The organism is Stenotrophomonas sp. 610A2 (assembly GCF_030549615.1).
GTDB lineage: Bacteria > Pseudomonadota > Gammaproteobacteria > Xanthomonadales > Xanthomonadaceae > Stenotrophomonas > Stenotrophomonas pigmentata.
In genome coordinates this window covers 2,463,351-2,482,375 of record NZ_CP130832.1, presented here as the reverse complement: position 1 = coordinate 2,482,375, position 19,025 = coordinate 2,463,351, and the positions used below count along the sequence as shown (strand labels likewise).

Annotated in this window: 17 protein-coding genes; 8 read left to right on the top strand and 9 right to left on the bottom strand. The window is 62.1% G+C overall.

The genetic code is table 11. The features are described from left to right. Positions 1 to 4 precede the first annotated feature (4 nt). From Q5Z11_RS11100 to Q5Z11_RS11090, 3 genes are read right to left on the bottom strand one after another with little or no spacing between them, the layout of a single operon-like run. Positions 5 to 1,042 carry an ABC transporter substrate-binding protein gene (locus Q5Z11_RS11100; protein WP_303746476.1) on the bottom strand — a complete coding sequence of 346 codons (1,038 nt, stop codon included), beginning with the start codon at positions 1,040 to 1,042 and terminating at the stop codon, positions 5 to 7. Then, the gene (locus tag Q5Z11_RS11095) at positions 1,039 to 1,578 is read right to left on the bottom strand and encodes a DUF2478 domain-containing protein (protein ID WP_303746475.1); all 540 of its coding nucleotides are present in this window, start codon (positions 1,576 to 1,578) and stop codon (positions 1,039 to 1,041) included. Before Q5Z11_RS11095 ends, Q5Z11_RS11100 begins: the two co-directional genes overlap by 4 nt. 2 nt (positions 1,579 to 1,580) lie before the next feature. Next, positions 1,581 to 3,566 (bottom strand): TonB-dependent receptor plug domain-containing protein, encoded by a 1,986-nt coding sequence (locus Q5Z11_RS11090; RefSeq protein ID WP_303746474.1) that lies wholly within the window; start codon positions 3,564 to 3,566, stop codon positions 1,581 to 1,583. Positions 3,567 to 3,746: 180 nt separating this feature from the next. On the opposite strand from Q5Z11_RS11090, the gene Q5Z11_RS11085 reads away from it, so the two are divergent. Further along, positions 3,747 to 4,553 (top strand): TOBE domain-containing protein, encoded by an 807-nt coding sequence (locus tag Q5Z11_RS11085; protein WP_303746473.1) that lies wholly within the window; start codon positions 3,747 to 3,749, stop codon positions 4,551 to 4,553. A 157-nt stretch (positions 4,554 to 4,710) separates the two neighbouring features. After that, the gene (locus Q5Z11_RS11080) at positions 4,711 to 6,273 is read left to right on the top strand and encodes an EAL domain-containing protein (protein WP_303746472.1); all 1,563 of its coding nucleotides are present in this window, start codon (positions 4,711 to 4,713) and stop codon (positions 6,271 to 6,273) included. A gap of 82 nt (positions 6,274 to 6,355) precedes the next feature. Here the strand turns inward: Q5Z11_RS11080 and Q5Z11_RS11075 are convergent, their stop codons facing one another. Continuing rightward, positions 6,356 to 8,632 (bottom strand): FdhF/YdeP family oxidoreductase, encoded by a 2,277-nt coding sequence (locus tag Q5Z11_RS11075; RefSeq protein ID WP_303746471.1) that lies wholly within the window; start codon positions 8,630 to 8,632, stop codon positions 6,356 to 6,358. A 299-nt stretch (positions 8,633 to 8,931) separates the two neighbouring features. Further along, positions 8,932 to 9,792, bottom strand: a complete 861-nt coding sequence (gene fdhD / locus Q5Z11_RS11070) for a formate dehydrogenase accessory sulfurtransferase FdhD (RefSeq protein ID WP_303746470.1) — start codon at positions 9,790 to 9,792, stop codon at positions 8,932 to 8,934. A gap of 301 nt (positions 9,793 to 10,093) precedes the next feature. Between fdhD and Q5Z11_RS11065 the strand changes: the two genes are divergently transcribed. Next, positions 10,094 to 10,753: a lysoplasmalogenase gene (locus Q5Z11_RS11065; protein WP_303746469.1), complete on the top strand. Its 660-nt coding sequence runs from the start codon at positions 10,094 to 10,096 to the stop codon at positions 10,751 to 10,753. Between the two features lie 86 nt (positions 10,754 to 10,839). Further along, on the top strand, positions 10,840 to 11,400 hold the full coding sequence (locus tag Q5Z11_RS11060; protein ID WP_303746468.1) for a dihydrofolate reductase family protein: 561 nt from the start codon (positions 10,840 to 10,842) through the stop codon (positions 11,398 to 11,400). Between the two features lie 119 nt (positions 11,401 to 11,519). Here Q5Z11_RS11060 and Q5Z11_RS11055 read toward each other — a convergent pair whose 3' ends face one another. From Q5Z11_RS11055 to msuE, 3 genes are all read right to left on the bottom strand, one after another. After that, positions 11,520 to 12,548, bottom strand: coding sequence for a methionine synthase (locus tag Q5Z11_RS11055; protein ID WP_303746467.1), 1,029 nt, complete (start codon positions 12,546 to 12,548; stop codon positions 11,520 to 11,522). A 29-nt stretch (positions 12,549 to 12,577) separates the two neighbouring features. After that, entirely contained in the window at positions 12,578 to 13,561 is a 984-nt protein-coding gene (locus tag Q5Z11_RS11050) for a DUF1852 domain-containing protein (protein ID WP_303746466.1), read from the bottom strand. A gap of 74 nt (positions 13,562 to 13,635) precedes the next feature. Continuing rightward, positions 13,636 to 14,223, bottom strand: coding sequence for an FMN reductase (gene msuE, locus Q5Z11_RS11045; protein WP_303746465.1), 588 nt, complete (start codon positions 14,221 to 14,223; stop codon positions 13,636 to 13,638). Between the two features lie 128 nt (positions 14,224 to 14,351). On the opposite strand from msuE, the gene Q5Z11_RS11040 reads away from it, so the two are divergent. The 4 genes from Q5Z11_RS11040 to Q5Z11_RS11025 all read left to right on the top strand — a co-directional run bounded on the left by Q5Z11_RS11040 (position 14,352) and on the right by Q5Z11_RS11025 (position 18,582). Then, positions 14,352 to 15,287: a LysR family transcriptional regulator gene (locus tag Q5Z11_RS11040; protein WP_303746464.1), complete on the top strand. Its 936-nt coding sequence runs from the start codon at positions 14,352 to 14,354 to the stop codon at positions 15,285 to 15,287. Positions 15,288 to 15,418: 131 nt separating this feature from the next. Next, the gene (locus Q5Z11_RS11035; protein ID WP_303746463.1) at positions 15,419 to 16,261 is read left to right on the top strand and encodes a methylenetetrahydrofolate reductase; all 843 of its coding nucleotides are present in this window, start codon (positions 15,419 to 15,421) and stop codon (positions 16,259 to 16,261) included. Positions 16,262 to 16,354: 93 nt separating this feature from the next. After that, positions 16,355 to 17,062 (top strand): response regulator transcription factor, encoded by a 708-nt coding sequence (locus tag Q5Z11_RS11030; protein WP_303746462.1) that lies wholly within the window; start codon positions 16,355 to 16,357, stop codon positions 17,060 to 17,062. A gap of 101 nt (positions 17,063 to 17,163) precedes the next feature. Next, positions 17,164 to 18,582, top strand: coding sequence for a sensor histidine kinase (locus Q5Z11_RS11025; protein WP_303746461.1), 1,419 nt, complete (start codon positions 17,164 to 17,166; stop codon positions 18,580 to 18,582). A gap of 64 nt (positions 18,583 to 18,646) precedes the next feature. On the opposite strand, the gene Q5Z11_RS11020 is transcribed toward Q5Z11_RS11025, so the two are convergent. Continuing rightward, positions 18,647 to 18,961 (bottom strand): hypothetical protein, encoded by a 315-nt coding sequence (locus tag Q5Z11_RS11020; protein WP_303746460.1) that lies wholly within the window; start codon positions 18,959 to 18,961, stop codon positions 18,647 to 18,649. Positions 18,962 to 19,025 lie beyond the last annotated feature (64 nt).

Here is a 19,025-nt window from a genome sequence, read left to right as displayed (position 1 = left end):
ACTGTCACAGGCGACCATCCAGACTGCGAGCGATTTCATCAGGCAATGGTTGGCTCCATAGCAGCTGATGCAGGGTGCTGATACGTGCACGCAGCGCCGCTGGCGCAAGCGCGGGCGATGCGCCTGGGTGCAGGCGCGATAACAACCACGGCAAGCCCGGCAGACGATTGATACCGGGCGGTCCGTCCAGCCAGCCAAACGGCAGGGATGGCGCGCAGTGCAGGCGGCCTTCGCGAACCGCACGCAGGCTGCGCCAACGCGCGTCCTTGGCAGCGCTTGCAGCGAAAGCAGCGTCCTGGGTCAGGATCACGTCCGGGTCCCAAGCCAGCAACTGCTCCAATGAGACACGTGCCAGCCCTCCGTTACCTGCCGCCGCGGCAACATTGCGGCCACCGCAGAACTCGATGACTTCCGTGTTGATCGAACCGGCCAAGCCGCTTTCAAGACCATCGCTGCCGCGACCGTAATAGACCGTCGGGCGTGAGCTGGCAGGGCGGGTGGCGAGCACTTCGCGCACCAGCGCCAGTTGTGCTTCAGCTGCCCGCGCCAGGGCCTCGCCACGCGCGGTGACGCCGAGCAGCCTGCCGACATGGCGCAGCTGTGCGGGATGATCGGGGAGGCGACCGGCTACCAGCTCGACCGGAATACCGGTCTGCTGCCAAACGCGCTCGGCGGAATCGCGGTAGCTCGCGTCGAAATCACCGGCATCAAGCACCAGATCCGGCTGCAGCTCAAGCAGGCGTTCAAGGCTGACGGTGCTGCCACGACCGGCAAGCCGGCCGACCATCGGCAGGTTGCGCAATGAAGCAGGCAGCTGCGCCAGTGCTGCAGGCGAAACCCGCATGGGCCAACCCAGCAGCCGTTGCGGTGCGATTGCCGCTACCAGTACCGCCGCGGGTGCGCCAGCGGCAAATACCCGCTGCGGCGTGCTCTTGGTTTCACCCAAGCGCAGCACCCGTTGTGCGGGCATGGCCAGCAACTTGCCCCCGCCAAACAACAGCGGAGCCAGCGCAAACGCCTGCAACAATGCGCGACGCTTCATGTCACCTCCTGATCATGCGAACGACAGTCATCCCACCATTGCTGCAGTGCCTGGTCCGTAGCGGGAAGCTCAACCGCCATACCGCCAGTGAACTCCCTCCAGGCATCCAGATAAGGCAGCTTCACCGCTGTGAGAAGGGGAATGCCGGCCAGCATCAGCGCCAGCAGTTCGTCGGCCATGCCACCTCCCTGTGACTCCAAGGTGCCGAAACGATTGGCGATCACCAGCGCCGCGGGTTCCTGCGCTGCGCGACGCAGTACCACGCTGGCGTCAGCGATGCCGCGGGGATCAAGATTGCAGCCACAGGAAGCAGCGCCCAGCGCCTGGCTGATCGGGTAACGCGAGTGTGGATCGGTCACGTCCATCAGCACCATGCGTTTGCCTGTCGCGCTTGGCTCATGCGGAAGGTGCACCAGCCCGCGAACCCGATGGCCTGCTGTGAGCTGGCGGGCAGCGAATGCCGCCAGCAGGCCATCAGGCTCGCCGTTGCCGTCATGCACGATGGCGGCGATGCGAGCTGGTTGAAGACTGCTCATGCTCAATACTTCCAGTTGGCGTTGGCAAACCAGGTGCGGCCGGGCATCGGGTAGCCGTCGGCCAGCTCATACCATTTGTCGCCGATACTGCGCACACCCAGATCGAAGTCGACATTGCCACGTGGCGACCAGCTCGCTTTCAGCCCGGTGGTGCCGAAGCCCGGCAGGGCGCGCACCGGTCGTGCAGTGTCGGCATAGCTGACCTTGCGGCCTTGTTCGGCCTCCAGCGTTGCCTGCAGTCGCAGCTGCGGCAGCAACTGCCAGGCAACCGCCATGAACAGCCGCTGCCGCGGGGTGTCGAGCAGGGCCACGTTGCGGTTTTCCAGGTTTGTACGGCGGAGCCAGGTGTAGCTGCCCTGCAGATTCCAGTTGTCGCCAAGATGTTGTTGCAGACCGAGCTCCAAGCCGACGTTGCGGGCGCGGCCGATGTTCTGCGCCTGGTTGCAGGTACGTCCGCCGCACTCCGTGGAGGCAACTATCGCAGTCTGGATCAGGTCATCAATGTGGCTGTGGAACACAGCTGCCTGCAGCTGGCTGCCTTGCCACCAGCTACCGCGCAGGCCCAGTTCGAAATGGGTGGCGTGCTCAGGTGCCAGGTCCGGGTTGGGCAGGGCGGCGCCCATGCGGGCTGAGTAGCGGTCCTTGATGGTGGGGAAGCGCGTACGCCGCGCGGCGCTTGCATACCATTGCTGGTCCGGCGCCAACTGCTGCGCATATTCCAGTACGGCATTGGTGGCGTCGGCGCTGCCGGTAGGCCAGTAATAGACACGTTTGGCCTCACGGCGGTCGTAGCCGATGCCTGCCCGCAGGTGCGCGGTGTCGGTCAAGGCGATGCGGTCTTCAATCGCCACCGAGGTGGTGACATCGCGGTAGTCCTTGGTCGGCGAGTGCGGGTTGCGCTCGCTGTGCTGGTCTTCCTTGTAGTGCAGCGCCAGCTGCAGCTGCTGGCGAGGCAGGGCATCGTTGGCCAAGGTGAGCGAGCCACCGATCGTCTTGTCGTCGTAGATGCTGGGGAAGCTGGTGTTGTCCAAGGCGGTCTGATAGCTGCCGTCGGTATAGGCCTCCAGTCCGTTGCCGTAGGTGTCGCGGTACAGGCGGGTGCGCAGTGTCGTGTGCTGGCCGAGCTGGGTATTGCCGATGAAGTACAGGCTGTCCTTGTCCCACCACGGCCAGCGCCAGTAGCGGATGCCGCTGCGTGCGGTGCCGGTATATACCGGGTTGCCCTTCTCGCCATCCTGGCGTGCGTAGCCGATCGCATATTCATCGCCTTCGCGGGGCATGTAACCGAGCTTGAATGACAGCCTGCGGTCCTCACGGTCGGCGTTGCGGCGATCATCGCCGGTGTCTGTAGGCACGCGTTTGTAATCAACGAATCCGTCGGGAAGCGGGAACTCATCCGCCTTCAGCATCGACCAGCCGATCTGGTAGTACCAATCTCCCTGGCGACCGCCGAGGTTCACTGCTGCCTTGCGCTCGCCGCCATCCGCGATGCCTAGGCGCAGGTCGGCCTCGAATGGGCGCTCTGGCCGCCGGCTGATCAGGTTGATGGCGCCGCCCAGGATGTTGGGGCCGTAGAGCAGCGAAGCGGCGCCGCTCGCGACTTCGATGCGGGCGAGGTCGAAGGTAGTGAAACGGCCGAAATCGACATAGCCGTCGTATGGGACATAGAGCGGAACACCATCAAGGAACACCGGTACCTGGCGGGGGTCAAAACCGCGCAGGTAGACCATGTCCTCGTTACGGGAATTGCGCGCCAGGCTGACGCCGGGCAGTACGCTGACCGCATCGCCGACGGTATTGCGATCCAGCTGCTGGATGCGGTCAGCATCCAGGCTGCGTTCGGCGACGGTAGGGGAGGTGCCGCGCTCGGCATGGACATCGACGCTGCCCAAGGTGAAAACCGGCGGGGCGGCTGCCGTATCGGCGGCTGCGGCGGACAGGGGTAGCAGTAGGGCTGACAGCGGCAGAACGAAACGACAAGTGCGCATGCTCGCATTCCTCGGGTTCGTTATATCCAAGATGATATAACGGTGCGGTGAGGTCAACTTCGTGACCGATGCGGGGATTCTCAGCGGCCAGCGCCAGGTCGTCCTTGATCGATATCAAGCCGGAAGGAGATCGCCCGGGCCTTACACTTTCAGCAGCTACTGCAGGCAGGACGAGACAAGATGAGCGAGACCGATCCTTTGCTTGAGCTGCAAGGCAGCCTATGGCTGAACGTGGCCGGGCAAAGCCTGGGCGGTCGTGGGCGCTTCGCCTTGCTGGGCTTCATCGACGCCTGCGGGTCGATCAGCCAGGCCGCCAAGCGGATGGGCATGACCTACAAGAATGCCTGGGATGCCGTGGACGCAATGAACACCGCAGCGGGTGAACCGCTGGTGGCACGCAGCGTAGGCGGCCGTGGCGGCGGTGGCGCCCAACTGACCGAACGCGGGCGCCAGCTGGTTGCACGCTTCGAGCAGCTGGAACGTGCGCACCGCGCCTTTCTGCAATCCCAGCAGGCTCCCGCTGGTCTCGACGAAGACATGGCACTGATACGGAGAATCGGCATGATCACCAGCGCACGCAATCAATTCCACGGCAGGATCAGCGCTGTCGCCGCCGGTGCGGTCAACGATGAGGTGCAGATTGAAGTCGCGCCCGGGCTGACGGTTGTTGCGACCATCACCCACGGCAGCATGGAATCGTTGGGGCTGGAGGTAGGTATGCCCGCCTACGCGCTGGTCAAGGCGTCTTCGGTGATTCTGGCGCAGGACCGGAGCGCGCGATGCTCGGCGCGGAACCAGTTCAGCGGCAAAGTCGCGCGGATAACCGAGGGTGCGGTGAACGACGAAGTGGTGGTGGACATCGGCCATGGCTGCAGTGTTGTCGCGGTAATCACGCGTGCCGCAACTGAGGCGTTGGAACTGGAAGAAGGCAGCTCAGCGACAGTGCTGTTCAATGCCTCCAGTGTGATCATTGGGGTGTCGATGTGAAATGCGGGCAGGGCTTTGGTCGGGGCCAAGCCCGCCGGGACTCGACATTGACGGCCTGATCGGCCCCCCGTCCGCCTGACGGCTTCGCACGCTGCGATGACCAGCGCCTTTGCGGTACGCTGACCGGATTGGATGCGTGCCGAGACGGCGGGGTTGCATGAGACGGAAATCGGTACTGCTTGCCGCCGGCGTTCTGGCAATTGCGGCGGGTGTTCTTCCGTTGATCGGCTTGTCCTGGGTGCAGCGCGAGCAGGCGCTGGGCTCGCAGCAACAGCATCTGGACGATGTCGCCGCATCCACTGCAAAGCGCACCGAGCGAACGCTGGATGATGCCAAGCGAGCACTGCTGCGTGCCGGCCGCATCGATAGAGCCGACTGCTCGCCGGAACACTTGAAGGAGATGGGACAGGTGGTCGCCGATGCGCGCAGCATCGAGGATCTTGGTTACTTCCGGGATGGTCAGCTGGTGTGCACCCGGCTTGGCGTGATCTCGCCACCAGTGCCGGCCGGCGATGCGGATCTGGATCTTGGCGACGGCAGCACACTCTCCTATGCCGAGTTGCCCAGGTTGTTCAGGGGAGAGCCCCGGGTGGAGGTCCGCCGCGGTGACTATGGTGTGCTGATTACCCCGGGCAGGCTTACCGACCTGGTGATCAGTACCCAGGTCGTGTATGGCGTGGCGAGTCGGGACGGGCGGGTTCTCGAAGCCTCAGGGGTCGTCAAACCGCAGGTGATGCAGAGACTGCTTGCGGGAGCGGATCCGGGCAGTGGCGCTGGATACGCATTCTCCTCCCGACCTGTGGCTGGCCTCGTCGCCTTTGCGCTGACCGATACCGCACTGACCGGAGCCACGGCGGGCATGGACTGGCGTTACCTGTTACCCATCGGCGCGGCGATCTCGTTGATCCTGATCGGCCTCATCATCTGGGTATCGAGGCAGCAGCTGTCGCCGGCGAAGACGCTGGAGTTGGCGATCAGGAACAGGGAGTTCGTGGTTCATTACCAGCCGATCATCAACCTTGCGACTGGGCTGTGCATCGGTGCCGAAGCGCTGGTCAGGTGGCAGCGGCCAGGTACGCCGATGGCATTCCCTGACCAGTTCATTCCGCTGGCGGAGGCCACCGGCCTCATCTCACCGCTGACCGACCTGGTGATCGACGTAGGCGTGGCCGAAATGAGCCAGTATCTGCGTGGGCATGCTGATGCCCATCTTGCTATCAACATACCCGCCAATGAGATGGAGAGTGGGCGGTTCCTGCATGGCTTGAACGCAGCAGTGGCCAAGGCAGGTCTCCAGCCGACACAGATCTGGCTGGAGATCACCGAACGGGGGTTCATCAATGCCGCAGCGGCTGCAGCGGTGATCGGCAACGCCCGCTCCCTTGGCTACCGGATCACCATTGATGACTTCGGTACCGGCTATTCGAGCCTTTCCCTGCTGGAAGGCCTCTCGCTTGACGCACTCAAGATAGACAAGTCCTTTACCCGTGTTATCGGCGCTGACGCCGCGCAGAGCATCGTGGCGGACCACATCATCAACATGGCGCATGCCCTGAAGCTGATGGTCATCGCCGAAGGAATCGAGACGCTGGAACAGGAAGGCTATCTGAAGCACTCCGATGTGCAGTTCGGGCAGGGCTGGCTATATGCGAAGGCGCTTCCCATCCACCAGTTCCTCGCGTTCGCGGCGGGGAAGGGCGGTCCTGCGGGAGAGAGTTGAGGCCGCGTCATGAAGCAACGCCCCAGGAAGCCTCCCGCCCGATACCCTTCAACCACCAATCGCCACGAAGGTAGGAAGGTGACTACGCCCGGCTGATGTGCACCGGCACTGATTTGTAGGAAGGCGTGCCACTGGCAGGGTCGATGTAGCTCAGCGGGATTAGGCAGTTTCCCTCGGGGTAATAAGTTGCTACTGAGCCACGGGAAATCTGGTAGCTCACTGCGATGACGTTCTCAAGCAACCTGTCGCCCTCGTTGTCCAGCGCCGTCCTGATACGAATCCAATCGCCCTGCTGGATCCCGCGCTCGACCATGTCCGCTTCGTTCATAAACACGACATCGCGGCGACCAAAGACACCGCGGTAGCGATCATCCAGGCTGTAGATGGTGGTGTTGTACTGGTCGTGGCTCCGAATGGTTGCCAGCTTGAGTACCGCCTTGTCAGCAGGTTTTGGGTCTTCGGCCAGCCCCGGGAAGCGAAGGAACTCGGCCTTGCCCGATGCAGTGCGCCAGATGCGTTCAGTAGGCGGCAGTGGCAGGCGGAAGCCACCCGGAATCCGGATTCTGGCGTTGTAGTCTGAAAAATCTGGGAATACCGCTTCGATGGCCTCGCGTATCAGATCGTAGTCGGCCACCAAATCCATCCACTGCACGCGACTTGATGGCAGGGCTGCACTGGCAATGCCGGCAACGATTGCCGGCTCGGAACGCAGTTGTTCGGAGGCTGGCTTCAGCTTTCCGCGCGATGCATGCACCATCGACATTGAGTCTTCGACGGTGACTGCCTGCGGCCCGGTGGCTTGGATGTCCAGCTCGGTTCGGCCGAGGCAGGGCAGGATGAAGGTGTTCTTGCCGACCAGCAGATGACTTCGATTGAGCTTGGTTGCAATGTGTACCGACATCACGAGCCCGCGCATGCCGGCGAAGCAGGCGTCGCCATCGGGGAGCGCCACCGCCAGATTGCCGCCGAGACAGATCAGTACGGTCGATCGGCCTTCGATGATGGCCTGCATGGCAGCAACGGCATCGTGACCATGATCTTCTGGGGCGCGGAATCCGAACCGCTTCTCGATCCGATCGATCATCTCTGCGCTTGGCTTCTCGGTAATGCCGACGCTGCGGTCACCCTGGACGTTGGAGTGCCCACGTAGTGGGCAAATGCCTGCACCGGGCTTTCCAAAGTTGCCTCGCAGGAGCAGCAGGTTGGCGATCTGCTGGACGTTCCTGGTGCCCGTGCTGTGCTGGGTGATCCCCATGCCGTAGGTGATGATGGTCGCGTTGGACTTGGCATAGGCTTGGGCGACCTTGCGCAGGTCATCCTCAAGCAAGCCGGATTCGGACACGATTCCGTCCCAACTCGCTGCCTGCAAGTCTTCGGCGAGGGCGTCGAATCCCCGGGTGTGTTCTTCAATGAACGCGCGATCCAGAATCCCGGCGTCTCTACCCTCGGCCGCGTCCATCTCCAGCAGGGCCTTCATGATGCCTTTCAGTGCTGCGGCATCGCCGCCTATGCGCGGCTGCAGATAGGAAGAGGCGATTTCCGTTGCCCCGAGTGTCGCCATCTCCAGCGGGTCCTGCGGATCGGCAAAGCGTTCCAGGGCGCGCTCACGCAGGGGATTGAGCACGATGATGGGGGCGCCGCGGCGTGCGACCTCGTGCAGCGTTCCCATCATGCGGGGGTGGTTGGTTCCAGGATTGTGCCCGATGGAAATGATCAGCTCGCAGGCATCGAAATCATCCAGCGAGACGGTGCCCTTGCCGATACCTATCGACGACGGAAGGCCAACGCTGGTTGCCTCATGGCACATGTTGGAGCAGTCGGGGAAATTGTTCGTCCCGTATTCACGGGCGAATATCTGGTAAAGGAACGCAGCCTCGTTGGAAGCGCGCCCGGAGGTGTAGAACTCAACCATGTTCGGGTCGGGCTGATCGCGCAGGATTTGCCCGATCCGGCTGAGCGCGTCATCCCATTCCACGGCCTCATAGATGTCCTTCTCCGGGTTGTAGGCCAAGGGATGGGTCAGACGCCCCTGATCCTCCAACTGGAAATCCGTCATTTCCAGAAGCGAGGAAACGGTGTTTGCCGCGAAGAACTCCGGGGTGACCCGCTTCCTGGTGGCTTCCCAGGTCACCGCCTTCGCGCCGTTCTCGCAGAACTGGAAGGTCGAAGTGTGCTTGCGGTCAGGCCACGCGCAGCCGGGACAATCGAAGCCTTCCGGCTTGTTGGTCCGGAACAAGGTGACCGCGGCCTCCGGGGCGGCCATCTGATCACTGATTGCCTTCGCAGTAGCCCGCAGCGCTCCCCAGCCGCCTGCCGGAGCATCGTATTGGCGAATGCCGGGGATGTCCTTCTCGGTCATGTTGAAGCCTCACTCTCTCAGGGGTACATCGAAGAAGGGGAGGGCGAACCCGACACCTGCTCCCGGCGGCCGTTGTCACTTGCGACGGGCTGTCGAACGTCTGCTTCCGGTCGGCACCTTCAAACCCAGTCAGGACGGTGTGATCGTCAAGCGGGTTTCCCAAGCGATGCCTCCAGGATCTCACTCCAGACGACGGGGCAACTCCAGATCCGACTGCAACACTGAGCGTGCGAATGTTGTTTCCACGTGATTTCACGGCGCGGGCGCTCTGTTGCTTTCCGCTGGCTGATTCCTGGTCTTCACCATTCCTTGTTCGGATCTTCAAATCCCAGCAACCGTTCCGGGTGCGAATACACGTTGAATCGATCACGCCGGGCGAAGCCGATCAGGCAGATGCCAGCTGCGTTGGCCAGATCGATGGCAAGCGCCGTGGGCGCAGAAACGGCAGCAACAACGGCCATGCCAGCGTGGGCGGCCTTGCTCACCATTTCATAACTGGCCCGGCTCGAAATAAGGGCGAGGCCCGCTTCGGTAGAGACGGACCCGCGACGCAGGCCGCCGACCAGCTTGTCCAATGCGTTGTGCCTACCGACATCCTCTCGAACGTGCGAGATTCGCCCGTCCAACTCCACCCATGCCGCGGCATGGGTGGAGCCCGAGGCGAGGTTCAAGGGCTGCATTGCGGGAAGCGAGGACAGAGCCAACCGAAGTGAGGCGAGTGGAAACGTCGATGGCGCCTGAATCGGCGGTGCCAGCCGCACCACGTCTTCCAGCAATCGTGCACCGCATAAGCCGCAGCCGCTACGGCCGGGCAAGGCCCGACTGGACGCCGCTGATAGCGTAGCTGCAGGTGCAGCAAGGGATACCTGCATGTGCAGCTCTATGCCCTCAATGCACGGGCGTACTTCGACCCCGATCAACTCCGAGGCATCGGTGATGAGCCCTTCGGTCAGCGAGAAACCCAACGCCAGATCTTCGAGATCTGACGGTGTGGCCATCATTACCGAGAAGGGCTCGCCGTTGTAGCGCATCGCGACGGGCACTTCCTCGGCCACGCTATCGACAATGGCGCTCCGTGTGCCCTTGCACCAGCGGACGGTGCGTCGAGCGGTGACTCCAAGTGGTCTTTCGTCAACAGAAGTTGGATCGACTCTGGACATGCGGGCGGCGACCTGTCGGCTTGGCTGAGCGATGTGGAGTACTGGAATGCGCTTCTTGGGGGAAGAATAGCTCAACCCTGTGATGAGTACGGCCACGCGGGTGCAACAGACATATAAATGCCCATCTCCCGGTCTGGACCGACCCTGTTGCCCCGGCGGCACCGGCCAAGGCAATCTTGGTATAGAGGCTGGCTGCGATTCCGTTCGTCCTCTGGTCACCGTAACCATGGCCGATAGTTCGCGCCTTCGCGCCGCACTTTCAGCTTGACATCACTGCAGCGTTGGGGAAACGCCGATCACCATGCCTACTGCAACAAGTTGCACAATAATCGCTTGCCTCGCCGCCTGTGCTGCGCTGCTGTTCTGCGAGTACCGCGGCTGGAAAGCAGGCAAAGCCCTGCTGAAAGTTGCCGCAAGTACCGCATTCCTAGCTTTGGCGCTTCAGCTCGGCGCGACGGCTTCGTCCTACGGCCAATGGATCCTGCTTGGGCTTGCGCTGAGTTGGGTGGGCGATGTCTTCCTGCTGTCTCAGAAAAGCCGAATCTTCCTGTTTGGGCTGGCCAGCTTCCTGCTAGCGCATGTGGCTTATGCCATTGCGTTTGCATCAAGACCCATTGCGGCCACCGCGTTGCTTGCGGGGTTCGCCGCCATGGGCTGCGTCGGAGTCGCGGTTATGGCATGGCTCTGGAACTACTTGAAGGCGTTCTATCGCGGCGCCGTTGGCGCTTACGTGACAGCCATTGTTGCCATGTGCGCCTTGGCAATCGCAGCAAGTGGAGCCTCCGGAATGTGGCTGCCTGCGCTGGGTGCGGTGATGTTTGCGATCTCCGACGTTGCGGTCGCCCGCAATCGTTTCGTAGCGCCGGGAGCGATCAACCGGCTATGGGGATTGCCGCTCTACTATATGGCCCAGATAATTTTCGCGCTGTCAGTTGCTGCAGGACATGCAGGTGCTGGCTAATCACGGCATGAATACCTGGGCAGTGCTGCAATGCTCATGCTGGCCGGTGCCAAACCGCTAGAACCCCCAACGTCGAGCTGGTTCACATGGGACTTCTGACTTTAAGCCTGAATCTCACCCTGGACGGTTGCGTCGATCACCAGGAGGGTATCGCAGACGATGAAACACATGCGTTCTTCAGTCGCCTTATGGACGAGGCCAGGGCGATGCTTTGGGGCCGGGTTACCTACGAGATGATGGAGGCCTACTGGCCGGCTGTCGTCCGCGGTGACGAAGAAGCGACAGCGGCCATGCGTGAATGGGCCGTCAAACTGGAGACCAAGCCGAAGTACGTGGTGTCGTCAACGCGAACGGACTTCCCTTGGACCAACAGCCACCGCCTCGGGGGTGACCTGCGCACGCGCGTGCAGGAACTCAAGGAGGCGACCCCGGCTGGCGTGCTGCTCGGTAGCGGCAGGCTCGCTACCGAGTTGGACAGGCTGGATCTGATCGACGAGTACAGGTTCCTCATTCACCCCAGGATCGCCGGTCACGGGCCAACCCTCTATCAGCGTGGGTTGGCCAAGACGCGGCATCTCGAGCTGATCTCGTCGACGCCGTTGCGCAACGGCGCGGTTGCCGTGCGTTACCGGCGTGCGTGCAGCTGACAATCGGCTGTAGTGGAGGATATCCACGATTTGATGGGCACCCTGATTTACCTTCAAGGCCTGCTTTCGGTGCCTGTCAAACATTTACCCCGGGTGCTCGCTTTCCGGGGCCATGCAGTTCAGGTCAATAGTTCGCGACGAACGATCTCAGCGCCAGCACTGAGCGCATGCAGCTTGCCCCTGGCTACCGGGCGAGACAGCGGAGCCATGCCGCAGTTGGTGGATGGATAGAGCTTGTCTGCATCCACGAAATGCAGTGCCTTGCGCAGGGTATTGGCGACATCCTCAGGTGTCTCAATGATGTCACTGGCCACATCGATTGCACCGACCATCACCTTCTTGCCACGTACCAGCTCGATCAGGTCAATCGGCACATGCGAGTTCTGGCATTCCAGCGAGATGATGTCGATGTTGGACTGCTGCAGTTTCGGGAAGGACTCTTCGTACTGGCGCCATTCCGAGCCCAGCGTCTTCTTCCAGTCGGTATTGGCCTTGATGCCGTAGCCGTAGCAGATGTGCACGGCGGTCTCGCACTTGAGTCCCTCGATCGCACGCTCAAGGGCGGCAACACCCCAATCGTTGACTTCATCGAAGAAGACGTTGAAGGCGGGTTCGTCGAACTGGATGATGTCGACGCCTGCGGCCTCCAGTTCCTTGGCCTCCTGATTGAGGATCCTGGCGAACTCCCAGGCCAGCTTTTCGCGGCTCTTGTAGTGGTCGTCGTAGAGCGTGTCGATCATCGTCATCGGGCCGGGCAACGCCCATTTGATCGGCTGCTTGGTCTGCTGGCGCAGGAACTTGGCGTCCTCGATGAACACCGGCTTCTGCCGGCTGACCGCGCCCACGACGGTGGGCACGCTGGCGTCGTAGCGGTTGCGGATCCGTACGGTCTCGCGCTTCTCGAAGTCAACGCCGTCCAGGTGTTCGATGAAGGTGGTGACGAAGTGCTGGCGGGTCTGCTCGCCATCGCTGACGATGTCGATGCCAGCCTGCTGCTGCTCGTGCAGGGACAGGCGCAGCGCGTCCTGCTTGCCTTCAAGCAGCTCCTCGTCCTGGAGCTTCCATGGCGACCAGAGTTTTTCGGGTTGGGCAAGCCAGGCGGGTTTGGGCAGACTGCCGGCGGTAGAGGTAGGCAACAATTTCTTCATGGTGGGTTGTTTCGTAATCCTTGGAGTGATCAGAGCGCGCAGGCAGCGGCCCACTGTTCCAGCGTCTGCCGGTGAGGCTTGATGAAGTTCTCTTCGGTGAAGCGTCCCTGCTTGATTGCCAACTGACTGCGTTCCTCACGGTCATAGACAATCTTCGTCAGCGAGTAGTCCTGGTGTTTCAAGCTCGGCTGATAGACACTTCCTGCCGCCGAGTTGGCGTTGTAGATCTCGGGCCGGTAGATCTTCTGGAAGGTCTCCATCGTGCTGATGGTGCCAATCAGTTCGAGATCGGTGTAGTCGCCCAGCAGGTCGCCGAAAAAGTAGAACGCCAGCGGCGCAACGCTGTCCGGCGGCATGAAGAAGCGAACCTGCATGCCCATCTTCGCGAAGTACTGGTCGGTTGAGGACAGCTCGTTCTGCAGATACTCCACGCCGAGAGCAGGGTGTTGATTGGCGGTGCGGTGGTAGATCTTGCTGCTGGATGCGCTGATGCAGATCACCGGCGGCTTGCTGAAGTTCTCCTGGTAGACGCGCGAGTTCACGAAGTGCTTGAACAGCTTTCCGTGCAGGTCGCCAAAGTCATCCGGCGTTGCAAACGCAGTCCGGGTGCTGTTGTAGTCCGGCAACAGCACGCTGAAGTCGTAGTCACGCACGTAGGAAGAGAAGTTGTTCCCTACGATTCCGTCGATGCGCGCCTTGGTCCGGCTGTCTACGATGGTTGTCTTCAGTATCTCGATCAGCGGGAAGGCGTCTGCCTGGCCTGCACCGGAAACCTCCATCTCGGCAGAGATGATCTCGAGCTCGACGCCGTAGCGGTCGCCCATCGGGTTGTCCCAATCGGCAAGGCTGTTGAACCGGTTGTCGATCATTTTCAGCGTATTGCGCAGGTTTTCCTGGCGGCTATTGCCTCTGGCCAGGTTGGCGAAGTTGGTCGTCAGCCGCGTACTGTCCAATGGCTGGTAGTTTTCATCGAAGCTGATGCGCTTGATGCTGAATTCGAAGTTGTCTTTCATGGCGGGGCGCTACCGTAGGTTCTGCGGATGAGGGCCGGCACAGCGTCGTGCTGATTCGGCAGGGGGAATCGCTGTCAGGCTGCGGCGATGTTTCGGCTGATGTTTGTTGTCGTGCGGCGGGTCAAGTCGAGCACTGGCAATGCCCGCTCGACCGCCAGCCTGGCGCGCTGGATCAGGTCCGCGTTGTCCAACGTGTGGCCGGCGAAGTCCTTGTCGGTCGCATACACGCCCAGCGGCAAGGTGCGCGCCTGGAAAAAACTGAAAAGTGGTCGCAACTGGTGATCGATCATCAGCGCATGGCGCTCGCTGCCGCCTGTGGCGGCCAATAGAACCGGTGTGTCGATCAGCGCGTCCTGGTCAACAAAGTCGAAGAAGTGCTTGAACAGCCCTGTATACGAGCCGCGGTAGACAGGCGTGGCGACCACCAGCACATCCGCCTGCTCGACTGCTGCCAGTCCGAGCTCCACCGTATCCGGGAGTTCACTGCGTCTGACGGTGCCGGCCATGTGCGGGGCGAGCTGGCCCAGCTCGACAAGCTGGGTTTCGCAGTGAACCTCGGCTGCAATCAGGTTCGACAGGTGCTCGACCAGGGCTGCGGCCTTGGAGGGGCGGTGCAGCCCACCGGAGACCGAGACGACGCGAAGTGGGGGAGGGTGAGTCATTTCTGCCTTCTTGGGGGCTGGATCGTCAGCCAGCTGAATGGAGCGGCTGGTGAGCTTCGATCCTAGTTGCGGTTTTCCATGACGTAAAATGGTTTAATTTCACCATTCCATGAAGAAAATTCATTCATATGCTTGAGCGCATCCACCTGAGCATCGTCCAGCAGGTCGAGAAGCAGGGCTCCTTGACCGCTGCGGCAGGCGTGCTGAACCTGACCCAGTCAGCGTTGAGCCACAGCATCCGCAAGCTCGAACAGCAGCTGGGAACCGACATCTGGCTGCGCGAAGGCCGAAGCCTGCGGCTCACCCAGTCCGGGCAATACCTGTTGGCGGTAGCGAACCGGGTGTTGCCACAGCTGGACTTGGCCGAAGAGCGCCTGGGCCAGTTCGCGCAGGGCGAGCGCGGCGCGCTGCGCATCGGCATGGAATGCCATCCCTGCTATCAGTGGCTGCTCAAGGTGGTGTCGCCCTATCTGGCGGCATGGCCCGACGTGGACGTGGACGTCAGGCAGAAGTTCCAGTTCGGCGGAATCGGGGCGCTGTTCGGTTACGAGATCGACCTGCTGGTCACCCCCGACCCCCTGTTCAAACTAGGCCTGAAGTTCGAGCCCGTGTTCGACTATGAGCAGGTGCTGGTCGTGGCCAAGGACCATCCGCTGGCCTCGGCGACCTACGTGAAACCGCGGCAGCTGACCCGCGAGGTCCTGATCAGCTATCCGGTGGATATCGAGCGCCTGGATATCTACAGCCAGTTCCTGCTGCCTGCGGGCGTCACGCCACGGCGGCACAAAGCCATCGAAACCACCGACATCATGGTGCAGATGGTGGCCAGCGGCCGCGGCGTAGCCGCACTGCCGCGCTGGTTGGTGGAAGAATATGCAAGCAGGATGGAGGTGGTGCCGGTGCGGCTGGGCGCGCGCGGCATCGCCAAACAGATCTTCCTTGGTGCGCGTGAAACGGACACCAGCATCGACTATGTGCGCGCCTTCATCGAGCTGGCACGCAACTCAACCGCTGTGGCCGCCTCGACCATTGGACCGGCGGCCGAAGACAAGCCGCGCCGTTGAACACCACCGTTGACGCTGTTTGACACACACCACGAGCAAGCTGCTCACCGGCGCTTCGCCCGCTGGATCAGAGAGCGGAGCGGGGTGCTAACTTGAAAGCCATTACGGTAAGACCCTTGAATCATCCCGATATGCCCATGTCCGCGAACGACATCACCGCAGGTTACTCGTTGGAAGTGAGCGCCAAAGCCATTCCCGCATTGACCGCAACAGCAGCCCGGATCTCATCCGGCTCGACCGTCTTCATTCCCTACCTGCCGGGTGAAGACAACGCAGCGCGACTGGCCGCAGCCGTCGCAGTTCGCGGATTGGGCTTTGAACCCATGCTGCATGTACCGGCTCGACGCTTCGCCTCGCTCGCCGAGGTGGAGTCGTTTATTTCCCGCGCGGTCGACGCCGCCGGAGTCGACCGCTGCTTCGTGATTGCCGGGGACGCAGCAAGCCCCAAGGGGCCGTTTGCCGATAGCGCCTCGCTGATCGAAACGGGTGTGTTCGAGCGCTCGGGTATCAAGCGCATAGGCGTGGGCGGGCATCCGGAAGGTCACCCGGTGATGGATGAGAGCCAGCGCTGGGAAGTGCTTGAGCGCAAGTGCCACAGCATCGAGCGCCGTGGCATGGTGCCACTGATCGTCACCCAGTTCGGGTTTGATGCCGACATCGTGTTGACGTGGCTGGCCGAGCTGCGCCAGCGCGGCATCAATCACCCAGTGCGCGTGGGTGTGCCAGGCCCGGCAGGGGTTGCGGTGCTCGCACGCTATGCGGCGATGTGCGGCGTCAGTGCAAGCGCATCGATCTGGTCCAAGTACGGCATCTCGATCGGCAAGCTGTTTGGAACGGCGGGGCCGGATCGGTTTGTTGATCGCCTGGCCAGCGGGCTGACGGAAGCACATGGAACCGTGAGCCTGCATATCTTCCCGTTTGGCGGCGTCGCCCAGTCCGTGGAATGGGTTGAGCATTACCGCAGCCAAGGCTGATGGCCGTTGTGGCGCAGCTTGCGGCGCTAGGGGTGAAATGACGTGGCCAACGACAGGTGCGATCATGCGCGCTTGTCACCGTGTAGAGACGGCATGCAGGAGCAACCGAAGAAACTGTCCGTGATGGTCGTCGAGGACGAGGACGAACTGCGCGAGAACTTCCTTGTCCCGGGGTTGCGACAGGAGGGTTTTGACGTCCATGGCGTGGGCTGCGCAATGGATTTGTACCGGGCACTGAGTTTCCGCTCCCATGACCTGTTCATCGTGGATGTCGGCCTGCCCGACGAGAGCGGCTTCATGGTCACCCAGCACCTGCGCAAGCTCGGTAACGTCGGCATTGTGATGTTGACCGGGCGGCGTGGTTCGGAGGACCACGTCCGCGGGCTGGAGGAGGGGGCGGATGCCTATCTCGCCAAGCCAGTGGACATCGACGTGCTTGTCGCCACAGTACGCAGCGTCCTGCGCCGGACCTCGCCGGGCGCGCAGATGCCCGCTCTGCGTGATCCACCGAGGGCTGGGTGGAGTCTGATCGCACAGGGCTGGCGCCTCTCCTCGCCTTCCGGGGTAGAGGTCGCCTTGTCAGAGGGCGAGCGCCTGTTCCTGCTTATGCTGGAAGGGGCCAATGGAGGTGTGGTGGCGCGGGACCTCGTCCTGCAGCATCTGGGCAGCGAAGGGGAGGACTTCGATCTGCATCGCCTTGAAATGCTGATCCATCGCCTACGGCGCAAGATCCATGCTACGACCGGCAGCGAATTGCCGCTTACCACGGTCCGCGGGGTTGGCTATCTGCTGCTCCTGTAAGCAAGCTATGCCAGCGCCGGTTCGGCTCCGCGCCCTTTGCAGAGTCGTTGGCAAGTGTTTCATCCTATTGTCGGACGGATAGAAGGGCGGAGAGATCAGGGATGGAGAGCAAACTGTCGATGCCAGCCAAAAGCGTGTGGGGCGCCGGCCCGCGGCTATGGCGGGCCATGCTGGGATGGCTGCGTGACGTGCCCATCGCCGATCCGGTTAATCGGCGCAATGCGCCGATGCTCCAGCTGATCGCCTTTCTTCTGGCGGCATTGCCGGCGGCGGCCTGGTGTTACCGGGCGTTCCTGGTGGACATTCCCTGGCGGCCCGGTGAAGTAACCAGCATGTTGCTGAGCCTGTCCGTGATCTGCGTTGCGGCAATGAGCTTCTTCCTCGTTCGCAGGGGGAAGTTTGAAGCCGCCGCATATGTACTGCTGGGCATCTTCAGCGTGACCTTGATTCCGGCATACCTGAACTCCGGTTTTGGAGGGCAGCGTTTCGATCAACCCGTACTGGCGATCTGGCTGGCCATCGCGGCCTTGATTGTCGGGCGGTTGGCGCTGTGGTTGATGTTCCTGTGCATCAGCGTCGCCTTCTTCCTTGGCATTTGGGTCGACATTGGCCGCCAGGGTGAAGCAGCCGCGCTTCTGGGCGACGCTGCTTTCAGCACCGCGATGTTCCTGATGATCACGATCGTGCTTGACCGAAGCTCGGCAGCGCTGCGTGAGAGCTTTCTTGAGGCAAGGCAACGCGGAGATGCGCTCGATGTGGCCAACCAGCGCCTGACCGAAGAGATGGCCGAGCGCGAAAGGACCTTCGCACAGCTGGTCCAGGCGCAGAAGATGGAAGCCGTCGGCAGGCTTGCAAGTGGCGTCGCCCATGACTTCGGCAATGTTCTGGCGGTTGCAGGCGGCTACGTACAGGGCGGCCTACGCAGCGATGATGGAGCGAGGATGCGGGAGTCCCTGATTGGCGTGGACTCGGCGCTGGCGCGTGCCAACCTGATGACGCGTCGGCTGCTGTCCCTGGTGCATCATGAGGATGGGGTTGAGGAGTGGTTCGATCCCGGCGAAGCATTGAAACTGCTCCTGCCCATGGTGCGGCAGTTGATGGGGCCGGGGGTGAACGTTGATATCAAGCTGGATGATGATCTGCCGCCCGTGTTCTTCGACCGGATGCAGTTCGACCTGATGGTCCTCAACGTGGCCGCGAACGCGGATCATGTGATGCCTGGCGGGGGTGACTTCACCCTGCGCGCACGGAGGGACGGCAGTCGATTTGTGCTGGACCTGGCGGATACCGGCACGGGCATGGAGGCGGAGGTACTGGCACGCGCTTTCGAGCCTTTCTTCACCACCAAGCCCAGGGGGCAGGGCAGCGGGCTTGGTCTGTCCGTCGTGCACGACCTGCTGGTGCGCGCGGGCGGGAGTGTCAGCGCGCAGAGCGACGTGGGCATCGGTACGACGGTATCCATGCATTTTGCCAGCGACCTGGCAGATTCTCACGTTGCCGTGTTCGAAAACGTCCGGTGAGCGCCACCGCCCATCAGCCGGAGGCCTGCGTCGGCAATCTGCGCCGTCCGCGAACACCATCGCGTCAGGAGATGTAGGCGACCAGTCGCTTGCCTACGGCGGCCACCATGCTGGAAAGAAGGTCGACGTCAGCCGGCTGTTGCAGGTCCAGCGCCCGCTTCAATGATGGCGTGGGTATGCTCAAGGATCTGGCCAGCGCCTCATGTGTGATCTGGCTCCGCACTATTTCATTGTGCACCAGCACCTTGAGCGACTCGCCCGCCGACAGGTTGATGTTGATGCCCTTGCTGGGCTTGGTCCGCGGCAAGGGAACCGTCATGCCTGCGTGGAATCTTCTTCGTATCTCCGACCTAAGTGCGGAACCCAGGATCTTCTCCATGTGGTTTGCACTGGAAGTGGCGATCTCTGGCCAGTCCGTCAAGTGGATCACGGGATGGGGGGAC